The organism is Telluribacter humicola (assembly GCF_017355935.1).
GTDB classification, from domain to species: Bacteria; Bacteroidota; Bacteroidia; order Cytophagales; family Spirosomataceae; genus Telluribacter; species Telluribacter humicola.
In genome coordinates, this window is sequence record NZ_JAFIQT010000001.1 from 2,175,426 (window position 1) to 2,187,467 (window position 12,042).

The 12,042-nt window shown below is 48.1% G+C and carries 6 protein-coding genes; 4 read left to right on the top strand and 2 right to left on the bottom strand.

Features of this window, described 5'->3' with window-relative positions; all coding sequences use genetic code 11:
- Nucleotides 1-68: 68 nt before the first annotated feature.
- From JUB14_RS09290 to ppk1, 3 genes are all read left to right on the top strand, one after another.
- The gene (locus JUB14_RS09290; RefSeq protein WP_229367606.1) at nucleotides 69-3,368 is read left to right on the top strand and encodes a VCBS repeat-containing protein; all 3,300 of its coding nucleotides are present in this window, start codon (nucleotides 69-71) and stop codon (nucleotides 3,366-3,368) included.
- A gap of 84 nt (nucleotides 3,369-3,452) precedes the next feature.
- Entirely contained in the window at nucleotides 3,453-5,408 is a 1,956-nt protein-coding gene (gyrB, locus tag JUB14_RS09295) for a DNA topoisomerase (ATP-hydrolyzing) subunit B (RefSeq protein WP_207505581.1), read from the top strand.
- Nucleotides 5,409-5,776: 368 nt separating this feature from the next.
- Nucleotides 5,777-8,056 (top strand): polyphosphate kinase 1, encoded by a 2,280-nt coding sequence (ppk1, locus tag JUB14_RS09300; protein WP_207505582.1) that lies wholly within the window; start codon nucleotides 5,777-5,779, stop codon nucleotides 8,054-8,056.
- A gap of 75 nt (nucleotides 8,057-8,131) precedes the next feature.
- Here ppk1 and JUB14_RS09305 read toward each other — a convergent pair whose 3' ends face one another.
- Complete coding sequence (locus tag JUB14_RS09305) at nucleotides 8,132-8,623, bottom strand: DUF4870 domain-containing protein (protein ID WP_207505583.1); 492 nt, start codon at nucleotides 8,621-8,623, stop codon at nucleotides 8,132-8,134.
- Nucleotides 8,624-8,753: 130 nt separating this feature from the next.
- Between JUB14_RS09305 and JUB14_RS09310 the strand changes: the two genes are divergently transcribed.
- On the top strand, nucleotides 8,754-9,992 hold the full coding sequence (locus JUB14_RS09310; RefSeq protein WP_207505584.1) for a NupC/NupG family nucleoside CNT transporter: 1,239 nt from the start codon (nucleotides 8,754-8,756) through the stop codon (nucleotides 9,990-9,992).
- A 79-nt stretch (nucleotides 9,993-10,071) separates the two neighbouring features.
- Here the strand turns inward: JUB14_RS09310 and sppA are convergent, their stop codons facing one another.
- Complete coding sequence (sppA, locus tag JUB14_RS09315) at nucleotides 10,072-11,838, bottom strand: signal peptide peptidase SppA (RefSeq protein WP_207505585.1); 1,767 nt, start codon at nucleotides 11,836-11,838, stop codon at nucleotides 10,072-10,074.
- Nucleotides 11,839-12,042: the final 204 nt, after the last annotated feature.

The following is a 12,042-nucleotide window of genomic DNA, read 5'->3' on the forward strand; positions in this document are numbered from 1 at the left end:
GAAAGGCAGGCAATTAGTCTGCCTTTCTTTGTAAATTGCATTACCAAATACTCCCTCTTCCTAGTGGCATGAACCGAATTACACTCCTCTTACTCTTTGCCTTACTCACCACAGGCTGTCAAAATAAAGACACGCTCTTTACCCTGCTTGATCCGGACGATACCGGTGTTGAATTCAACAACTTCATTGACGAAGATGCCGAGAATAACGTACTAGAATACGGCTATTTTTATAATGGGGGTGGGGTAGCGGCCGCTGACTTCAACAATGACGGGCGGGTGGATTTGTACTTCACCGGGAACATGGTGGCCAATAAGCTGTACCTGAATCAGGGCGAGATGAAGTTTAACGACGTCTCTGAACAAGCGGGAGTAGCCTTGAATGAAGGATGGAAGACGGGTGTATCACTAGTAGATATCAATGACGATGGCTGGATAGACCTGTACGTCTGCCGATCCGGAGCGTCCAATCCGGCGCTACGTCGTAACCTGCTCTATGTAAATAACGGAAAAACCGCTGACGGCATCCCCACCTTCACCGAAAAGGCGGCTGAGTACGGGCTGGATGACCCATCATATACCACGCAGGCCGCTTTCTTTGACTATGACAAAGACGGTGACACGGATTGCTTTCTGCTGAATCACTCGGTGCAGGATTATGCCGGCTTCAGCAATCTCCTGAGCAGCTATCGGCAGCAACACAACCCTGCCTATGGCAATAAGCTACTTCGTAACGAAGGCGGGAAGTTTGTGGATAGAACGGATGCATCGGGCATCGTATCCAATGTACTTAGCTTTGGCCTGGGCATCAACGTCAATGATTTTAACAACGACGGCTGGTCGGATCTTTATATAGCCAACGATTATAACGAAAACGACTACCTGTACCTCAACCAGAAGGATGGTACCTTTAAGGAGGTCATACGGCAGGCTACCGGGCATGTTTCGCTCTACTCCATGGGTACCGATGCCGCTGACCTGAACAACGATGGCTGGTCAGATATAGTCACGCTGGATATGCTGCCCGCCACCAACGACCGGATCAAGCTTACCGCGGGAGATGATAACTACGACAAGTACCAGCAACTGCTGATGGCGGGCTTCCACGACCAGACCATGCGCAATATGCTCCAGCTCAACAACGGGACCAACGCCGAAGGAGTACCGGTATTCAGCGAAGTGGGGCAGCTGGCGGGTATCTCCAACACCGACTGGAGCTGGTCGGCGCTGATGGCCGATTTTGACAACGATGGCTTTAAGGACCTGTTCGTGACAAACGGCTACGCCCGTGACTATACCAACATGGAGTTCTTGAAATATTCCACGGATGTTCAGCTCAACTCACGTACCTCGGGCAAGACGCCGGAGCAGATGGATATCATTGCTGAGATGCCCCCCATTAATCAACCCAACTATATCTTCCGAAACGAGGGAAATCTGAGCTTTACTAAAAAGATTGAAGACTGGGGCTTTGACAAAAACAGCCAGTCCAACGGTGCCGTATACGCTGATTTGGATGGGGACGGTGATCTGGACATAGTCACAAGCAACGTGAACGAAAAGGCTTTTATCTACCAGAACAACAGCGAAAAGAGTGATTCCAACAAGTACGTAGCCCTACAGTTGCAGGCCCCCCGCTTCGCGCAGAAGGCGGGAGCCAGGGTAGTACTTTATGAATCGGGAGGAGCGGTACAGATGCAGGATTTTATGCCGGTGCGGGGATTTCAGTCAGCCATGTGGGGACCGGTGCACTTTGGCCTAAAAAGTACCACTACCATTGATTCCATCCGGATAACCTGGGCAGATGGAAAGGCCCAGACGCTAACGGGGGTGACAGCTGGTAAAAGCGTAGTTGTTTACTATAAAAATGCTACTACTTCCGGACTACCCGAGGCAGAGGTTGAACCTCTTTTGCAGGAGGTAGCATCCCTTCCCTTTATCCACCGTGAGGACAAACACAATGACTTTAGGATGCAGACCCTGCTTCCGACCATGCAGTCGTTCCAGGGGCCCGCTATGGCCCAGGCAGACCTGAACCAGGATGGTATACCCGACGTGTACGTGGGAGGAGCGAGAGGGCAGGCCGCTGAGCTATTCCTAAGTCAGGGCGGTAGTTACAAGTCGGCTTCGGTACCGGCCTTCGTGAGTGATGCCCTTTTTGAAGATTCGGATGCCGCTTTCTTTGACGCCGATGGCGATAGTGACCCCGACCTGCTTGTGACAAGCGCAGGCTATGAGCTGAATCCGACGGATACGCTGCTTCACCCCCGGCTGTACCTGAATGAGGGCAGCCGGTGGACTAGAGCCGCCTTTCCGGCTTTGTCTGTAAATGCTTCCTGTGTGGCGGTAGCCGACCTGGATGGGGACAAGGATCTGGATCTGTTTATTGGTGAACGAGTGTCGCCGGGGCGTTTCCCGCACAGCCGGGGTGGCTACCTGCTGCTCAACGATGGCAAGGGCAGATTCACCGACAGGACTACTCAGCTTCTGCCGGGGCATGAGTCGCTGGGGATGGTTACTGGAGCCAGCTTTCAGGATCTAAATACTAATAAAGTACCCGAACTGGTCACAACAAGTGACTGGGGAGGCATACAGGTGTGGGAGAGAGATAGCAAAGGCGTATGGCAGAACACCAGCCAAAAGTGGGGTACTACCTCGCTGACCGGCTGCTGGACAGCACTGGAACCGGCCGATCTGGATGGAGATGGCGACGTGGACTTTGTAGTTGGTAACATGGGCACTAACTGGCAGTGGAATCTGACGGCTCCGCAGGGCTTAAAACTCTATACGGATGAGTCGTCGGAGCGTACGGTCCCGGTAGTAACCATGCGGGCTGACGGCAAAGAGTACCCTTACGCCAGCCGTGATGAACTCCTGGATCAGGTACCTGGTCTGAAGAAGAAGTTTACGGATTATGTAAGCTATTCCAACGCTTCCCTGCAGGATCTTTATTCTGCCGATCAGCTGCAGAAAATGCACCCCCGGGAAGTAGCCGAATTCAGGAGCGGAATATTGGAGAATACTAATGGGAAGCTCATCTTCAGACCCCTGCCCATTCAGGCTCAGTTTTCACCCGTACACGCGGTGTTGTTAGTAGATCTGAATGGTGACGGTAGCAAGGATATCCTATTGGGAGGAAACCAGACTAAGGTACGGGTCAGGCTGGGCCGAAACGATGCTAATCTGTTGCAGGTGTTTCTGAATAAAGGAAAGAGTGGCTTTCAATACCTTTCTCAGGCGCGTAGTGGGCTCTATGTGACGGGTGATGTACGAAGCCTGGTAGTCCTGAGTCGTTCGCAGGATTTTGTGATACTGGTGGGTAGAAACGATTTACCTATAAAAAGCCTTCAAATAGTGAAAAAGAGGTAGGAAAAACGGCTAAAAAATTGTATATTTACACGATTAAAAAACCCATAAAACGGGTGCTTTATATTTTAGTGTAAAATAACCTATATGGCAAACGAAGCAACGCTGGAAGTAAGTAATTATCTAGCTGATAACATTCAAGTACTGGAAGGCCTGGAGGCCGTGCGTAAGCGCCCGGCGATGTACATTGGCGATACTGGTTTCAAAGGAGTTCACCACCTGATATGGGAGGTAGTAGATAACTCCATCGACGAAGCGATGGCTGGCTATTGTGACACCATTGACGTCATCATTCGTGAAGATAATTCAATTACAGTAAAAGATAACGGTCGGGGTATCCCTACCGGAATACATACAAAGGAGAAACGCTCCGCGCTCGAAGTGGTTATGACTGTACTTCACGCTGGAGGTAAGTTTGACAAAGATACCTATAAGGTATCGGGTGGTCTGCACGGGGTAGGGGTATCCTGTGTAAATGCGCTTTCTACCGACCTGCGGGCCGAAGTACACCGCGAGGGTAAAGTGTTTGAGCAGGAGTACCAGAAAGGACATCCTCTCTATCCGGTGCGTGTAATTGGTGATTCGGACCGTACCGGTACGATCATTCACTTCAAGCCGGACGATACCATATTCACTGTTACGGAATACAAGTATGATACTGTAGCGACCCGTCTGCGTGAGCTTTCATTCCTGAACAAAGGTATCAAGCTTACCCTGACGGATGATCGGGAGCTGGATGAGAATGGAGTACCCCGTCATGAAGAGTTCTTGTCACAGGGTGGTCTGGTAGAGTTTGTAAGCTACCTGGATGCTACCCGTCCTCCGCTGATCCCTGATCCAATCCACATGGAGAATGATAAGGGAGTAGTACCTGTGGAGGTATCGATGATTTATAATACTTCGTACAGCGAGAACGTGTTCTCGTATGTAAACAATATCAATACGATCGAAGGAGGTACCCACGTATCCGGTTTTCGGGCCGCTCTGACCCGTACGCTAAAAGGCTACGCGGATAAGTCAGGAATCCTGGCCAAGGAGAAAATTGAAATCAGCGGCGATGACTTCCGGGAAGGATTAACGGCGGTAATATCGGTAAAAGTAGCCGAGCCGCAGTTTGAAGGACAGACTAAGACCAAGCTGGGTAACTCAGATGTAGCCGGTGCAGTGAGCCAGGTTGTATCAGAAATGCTCGAGAACTATCTGGAAGAGCATCCAAAGGAGGCCAGGATTATCGTAGATAAGGTTGTACTGGCGGCCAAAGCCCGTATCGCAGCCCGTAAGGCTCGCGAAATGGTACAGCGCAAGAACGTACTGACCGGTACCGGACTACCCGGTAAGCTGGCCGACTGCTCCGAAACAGATCCTAACCTGTGTGAGCTATACCTCGTGGAGGGGGACTCGGCGGGTGGTACAGCCAAGCAGGGACGTAACCGGGCATTTCAGGCGATTCTGCCGCTCCGTGGTAAAATCCTGAACGTAGAGAAAGCCCAGGAGTACCGCATCTATGAGAACGAAGAGATCAAGAACATGTTCACCGCAATGGGTGTACAGATCGGTAAGGATGGGGATGAGCGGGCGCTGAATATCGACAAGCTGCGTTACCACAAGATCATCATCATGACTGATGCTGATATTGACGGTAGCCACATCCGTACACTGATCCTGACGTTCTTCTTCCGTTATATGAAGCTCCTGATCGACAATGGTTACGTGTACATCGCCCAGCCACCTCTGTACCTGATCAAGAAGGGCCGCGAAGAGCGTTACTGCTGGACCGAAGCTCAGCGCGAAGCTGCCGTACGCGAGATGGGTGCCGGACGCGAAGAGTCAGTACACATACAGCGCTACAAGGGTCTTGGAGAGATGAATGCCGAACAGCTATGGCAGACTACCATGAACCCTGAGAACCGCAGCCTTAAGCAGGTAACTGTGGAGTCAGCTGCTGAGGCTGATCACCTGTTCTCGATGCTGATGGGTGATGAGGTAGGCCCTCGCCGCGAGTTTATTGAAAAAAATGCCAAGTATGCTCGTGTAGATGTGTAGAAGCTCTTTTTTTGATCGTACACATCTTGAGTAAACAATACTGAACGGATGGCTGAATGTAGTTCGGCCATCCGTTTTTTGTGGAATTTTATTGGAAGGAGAGAGTATACAATTGCGTTAGCTAAAGAAGTCCGGCAGCTACATTTTTTGGAAGTACTGTTGTAGTATACCCAACGAGGATGGTAGTTTTCGGGTAGTAAAGAAGGTGGGAGGCTGGCGCATGGTAGCTGGAAAGAAGTCCTGTTTTTTATGATAACCAATAATGAATAGGATTGACGCATCGTTTTCCGATAAAGTACCTGACTGGTCCTGTAACCAGTACCCCTTTTTTTAGTTATATGTACAATTGAGAATATACCCTTTAGCCTATGAATAACGATTCTGATCATATATCCAGCAGTGAAAAAAAACATACATTTTCTAATCTGCTATCCTTTTTTAGTGACCGCCGCGACAGCCATGAAGAAGGCAGGTTTATGCGCTCTGATGAGAAAGTAAATAACGTCATTGAGCAGAGCGATTTTATCAGCCGGGACCTTAGCTGGCTGCGATTCAACGAACGGGTGCTGGATCAGGCCCAGAACCCGGAGCGTAATGTGTTTGACCGCCTCAAGTTCCTGGCTATTACTTCATCTAATCTTGACGAATTCTTCACCATCCGGATAGGTAGTCTGTATAATTATCTAGATTACGGAAAGGAGCGGGTAGACTACTCAAGTCTGCGTGAGGTACCCTTTCGTAAAACGCTCTTCAAGGCGGCTCAGCAGTTTGTCAAAGAGCAACACGACTGTTACAATCAGCAACTGGTGCCTTTGTTTGAGGAGCACCGCTTTCGTCTGGCTAACATTGCAGATCTGGATGGAGAAGAACAGCAAAAGGTATCCGACTACTTTGATCGAACGGTATACCCGATGCTGACGCCCATGCTGTACGATTATACGCACGTGTTTCCGGTACTGCTGGCCAAGGTACTTATCTTTGGAGTCATCACACAGACTGCTGAAACTACCTCCGCCGACGATCGCAAGCTATCGTTTGTGCAGTTGCCTCCCAACCTGCCTCGGTTCTACGTTATCGAGCGTGACGAGGAGATCCTCTTCCTGCCCATCGAGAACATCGTGCGGGAGTACATCACTAAGCTGTACCGCAATGTTGATATTGTATCGGTGAATCTGTTCCGGATCATGCGGAATGGTGATTTTTCACTCGATGAAAGCGATGATATCGAAGCCGGATTGATCGATGAAATAAAGCAGAAAATCAAGAATCGCCGGCTGGGTAGAGTAGTTCGGGTCGAGATAGAACCCGGACTGGATAATGAACTCCTTAACCTGCTCAAGAAGCGCTGGGAGATTGATGACTACAACGTGTTCAGAACGGATGGATTCCTGGACTACACGGCTTTCTGGCAGATTATTAAACATCCGGAGTTCAAAGATCAGATTCCACCTATCCATCCTCCGGTACCACCTCTGGGACTGGGCAAGGAGCGAAATAACGATATATTCGAAGTTATGCGGGAGCGGGACATTATGCTGCACCATCCCTACAACAACTTCGAACCGGTACTGCAGCTCCTGGAGCAGGCTGCCGAAGATCCTAACGTTCTTTCTATCAAACTGACTATTTACCGGCTGGCCAAGAAGTCACGGGTAACTGAGGCCCTGCTGCGGGCTGCCGAAAACGGCAAGCACGTAGCGGTACTCTTTGAAGTAAAAGCACGCTTTGACGAGGAAAATAATATCCGGGAGGCGCAGCGTCTGCAGAAGGCTGGCTGTTTTGTGATCTATGGTATTGGGCTCCTGAAAACACATACCAAGCTGCTGCTCATCGTCCGCAACGAAGGGGACCGGGTAGTGCGCTATGCGCATATGTCCAGCGGGAATTATAATGAAGAAACCTCCCGCCTCTATACCGATATAGGTATCCTGACCACCAACGAAGAGTATACCCATGATATCTCCGAGTTTTTTAACGTTATCACCGGCCATTCGTTGCCCAGCGAATACCGGAACCTGATCACGGCTCCCCGGGATATGCGCAAAAAGCTCATTGAACTGATTACCTGCGAAGCTGACAATGCCCGGCAGGGACTTGACAGTGGTATATGTATCAAGATCAATTCGCTGGAAGACCGCGAGGTGATCGAAGAGCTATACAAAGCCTCGCAGGCCGGAGTAAAAATACGGCTTATCGTAAGAGGAATCTGCTGTCTGCGGCCAGGTCGCAATGGACTAAGCGAAAACATTACGGTACGCTCCATCGTAGGTGATTTTCTGGAACATTCGCGCCTGTTTTACTTCCACAATAATGGTAATCCGCTGGTGTACGGTGGTAGTGCCGACGTCATGGTTCGTAGCTTTGACCGGCGTATAGAGTCGCTGTTTGCTCTGGTGGATGAGCGTGTGCGGCAGGAGGCCATTCATATGCTGGCCTACAACCTGCGCGACAACGTCAATGCCTATGAGCTTAAAGAAGATGGCTCGTACATAAAGTGTACCGAAGACAGCCAGAACAATCCATTTAATATTCACAAGGAGTTCTTCAATGTTACGATGGAGGAAGTGATGGAGGCCAGGCTTTTTGGACCTGATATTGCCGACCCAACGGACACCGTATGTAATATTGCTACTGAGAAAGAGGAATAGGAAAAGCATATAAATATATACCAATAAAAAGGCCAGCAGGGAGTATTCCTGCTGGCCTTTTTATTGGTAGTATGTCTACTTCATAAATCGGAATGAAAAAGGGTAGCGGTATACACTGCCATTGTTTGCCCTCACACTACCAACGATCATGAGAATAATGGCCACCAGCATAATCAGAAAGTAAACCACACCTACTATAATACCGGTACCTACCATACCCATTACACCCGCACCGGATGCCGCTTCGTTGCCAGTAGTGCTTCCCATCAGCATACTAATCATTGACCCTCCAAAGAAAAACATGGAAATAATAAGGATGGCAAAACCGAGTATAGTAAGGGTAATCTGGAAATTGATAGATTCAATGCCGTTGGCTCTAGCAAAGGTACTTTTGTCACGATACATGTAGTACAAGCCTACTGCTACTATGAGACTCAGGAAAGGAATAGGTATAAAAACATTGAGCAAAATAGCCAGTAAAGGGCCCAGATGCATCCACATACCTAGGGAATGATCGTCGGAGCTGCTTTCATGAGGCGTAGAGGACGAATACGGCTGGTTTTCCATGAGTATGAATTAGTTAAAGGTTTAGTGAGCATATTGAAATATACAAAGAAAATGATATAACACAAATTCAGATAGATAGGTCAAAATTGCCTAATTTTGCGGCTTCGTGGCTTTTAATAACTGATCATTGATGGAAAGATTAACCGGGTTAATTGGTGTAGTACTTATTTTGGGAATAGCTTATGCGTTATCGAATAATCGTAAAGCAATAAATTTCAGAACAGTTGGTGTTGGATTAGGGCTTCAGTTTGGATTGGCAGTATTTATTCTAAGAACAGAAACAGGACAGGCAGTTTTTAAGTGGTTGGGCGAAAAAGTACAAAAACTGCTCTCTTTCTCCGATCAGGGAGCGGACTTCGTATTTGGTACATTGGTTCGCAGCGATCAGATGCGCAGAGCCTTTGGTGAGGGGAATGATTATATATTTTTCTTCAAGGTAATACCTACTATTATTTTCGTGGCAGTACTGGTCAACATGTTGTATCACATTGGTATCATGCAGCGTGTGATTGGTGTCATCGCCAGAGGTGTATACTGGTTGATGGGTGTTAGTGGTGCCGAGGCCCTTTCCAACGTAGCCAGTACATTTGTGGGGCAGGTAGAGGCGCAGATCATGATCAAGCCGTACCTGAAAGGGATGACAAACTCCGAACTAATGGCATCGATGTCAGGTAGTTTTGCCTGTATTGCCGGTGGGGTGATGGCCGTATATATCTCTCTGGGAGTACCTGCACCCTACCTGATAGCGGCTAGCTTAATGGCGGCTCCGGGAGCGTTGGTTATTTCCAAAATTGTTTATCCCGAAACAGAAGTGTCTGAGACAAAAGGCGCTGTAAAACTAGAGATCAAGAAAACGCACGCCAACCTGCTCGACGCGATCGCCGCCGGTGCCAGTGAAGGTCTGAAAGTAGGATTTAACGTGATAGCAATGCTGATTGGTTTTATCGCCTTGGTAGCCCTGTTTGATTACATACTTGGACTGGTAGGAGGTTGGTTTTCGTTCCCTGAACTAAGCATGAACTACTTACTGGGTAAGGTATTTTCTGTATTTGCATGGGCAATGGGTGTGCCTTCTAAGGACGTGGAAGTAGCTGGCGCTCTGATGGGTACCAAGATGGTAATCAATGAGTTTGTGGCTTACCTGGATCTTGTTAAAGTGAAAGAAACACTAGACCCAAAGACCCTTGTCATTACCAGTTTTGCCCTTTGTGGATTTGCCAACTTCAGTTCAATCGCGATTCAGGTAGGAGGTATTGGCGAGCTGGCCCCTTCACGTCGTTCTGATCTGGCACGTCTGGGCTTTAAGGCTTTGATATGCGGTACACTGGCCTCTTATATGTCAGCTACCCTGGCTGGTATTCTGATGTAAAGAATCAGGAACAGTAGTATAAAAAAGCCTCCTACGACTAATCGCAGGAGGCTTTTTTACTTTAATTATTTATCAGATATTACTGAATCTTTAATTCATAAGGCAGGCGTGCCTGCATACCTTCCATACGCATCACCTGCTGGTACATCTTAACATACGGTGCCAGTTCTCCCAGGTGTTTGGCCAGTACTTTTTCTTCTGAATTGCCAGTAAGTTTACCCAGGATATCTTCGAATGGATTGATCTTTTCAGGATAGAAACGAACGCGGTAATCTCCCTCTGTGAGTTTAGCCGATTTGGCAGCTATCTGAATTGCTTCATCCAGACCTCCCAGTACATCTACCAGACCGTTTGCCTTGGCTTCAACTCCGGACCATACACGGCCCTGAGCCAGTTCGCGCAGCCTCTCAACCGGCATGTTACGGCCTTCGGCAGCTTTGCGGGTAAAGGTATAGTAGCCTTCGTTAACGCTCTTCTGGAACATGTCCTTTTCAAACTCAGTCATTTCACGCGTAACGGTAGGCCAGTCGGCGTGCTTGTTGGTCTTGACGCGGTCAAAAGTAACCCCCAACTTGTTATTCATAAAGTCTTCCACGTTGAAGAGCAGTGCGAATATACCAATAGACCCAGTGATGGTATTAGGCTGGGCTACAATGGTATCGCAGGCCATAGCTATGTAGTAGCCTCCCGAGGCAGCCATGTCGGACATAGAAGCTATGACGGGCTTTTTCTTAGCCGTAAGCTGTACTTCACGCCATATCACATCCGAGGCCAGTGAACTACCTCCGGGTGAGTTGATCCGTAGTACGACCGCTTTTATCTTATCGTTTTCACGCGCTTTTTTAAGCTCTTTGACCAGCTTTTCAGAACTGATTACACCTTCGCTACCTTCACCGGATACGATCTCTCCTTCGGCCACCAGTACAGCGATACGATTATTGAAATCACCCGGCTGGGCTTTGTGGTCGGCTTTAAGGTACTTATCGATGGATACGTAGCTGATATCTTTTTTGTCATCCAGCTTTATTTCCCGGCGCAACGCAGTTTCAAATTCATCCTGGTAGCCCAGGTGAGTAACCAGCTTGGTTTCAAGCGCCGATGTAGGATTACGAATGCTCAGCGAATCCGCCAGATCAAGCAGGCGGGTGGGGGAGAGCTTACGGGCTGTGGCTATATTATTGATAAAATGACCATTGATCGCCTGTAAGAGCTCGGCTGTTTGCTTTTTGCTGGCTTCGCTCATGTCTTTGCGTGAGAACATCTCTATGGCGCTCTTGAACTCACCTACTCTGAATACAACTGGCTTAATGTCCAGCTTATCGAAAGTCCCCTTGTAGAATTCATATTCCGCCGACAGACCGTTCCACTCCATGGCTCCGGCCGGGTTGAGGTAGATCTTATCAGCTACTGAGGCCAGGTAGTACCCCTTTTCGCTGTAGTACTCACCATAAGTATATACAAACTTATTTGATTTCTTAAACTCAATGAGTTCGTTCCGGATCTCTTCCAGGGTAGCCCAGCCGGCGGTAGGAGACTCTACTTTGAGGTATACCCCTTTTACATTATCATCTTCACGAGCGTAGGTAAGAGCGGCACGTATATCTTTGAGCCCTATAACATCCTTTGGATTGAAGAAAGGACCGCCGAAGTCAGAAAATGGATTCTCAACGCCGACTTCCTGAACGGGTTTATTCAGATCAATTTTCAGAACAGAATTGTCATTTATGACAACTTTATCATCCGATGAAAACAGCGAACCTATACCAATCAGCAGGAAGAGGGATAAGAAAGAAAAAAGAAAGATACCCACTACGGTAGCGAGTACGTACTTCAGAAATTGTAACATAACTAAGTCTGTACTAAAGGATAGTTTTTATTTGGTATAGTAATTGAACAAAAATAGTAATTAATTCCTCCCTAAATGAGTTAGAATTTAGGCAAAGGTTTATAAAGAGTTACAAGCGGTAAAATAGAAGTACCAGTATACTTAAAGCTGATTTAGATCCGGTACAGGATAACTTTACGTGTATAGATTTGTTGTATAATTGCC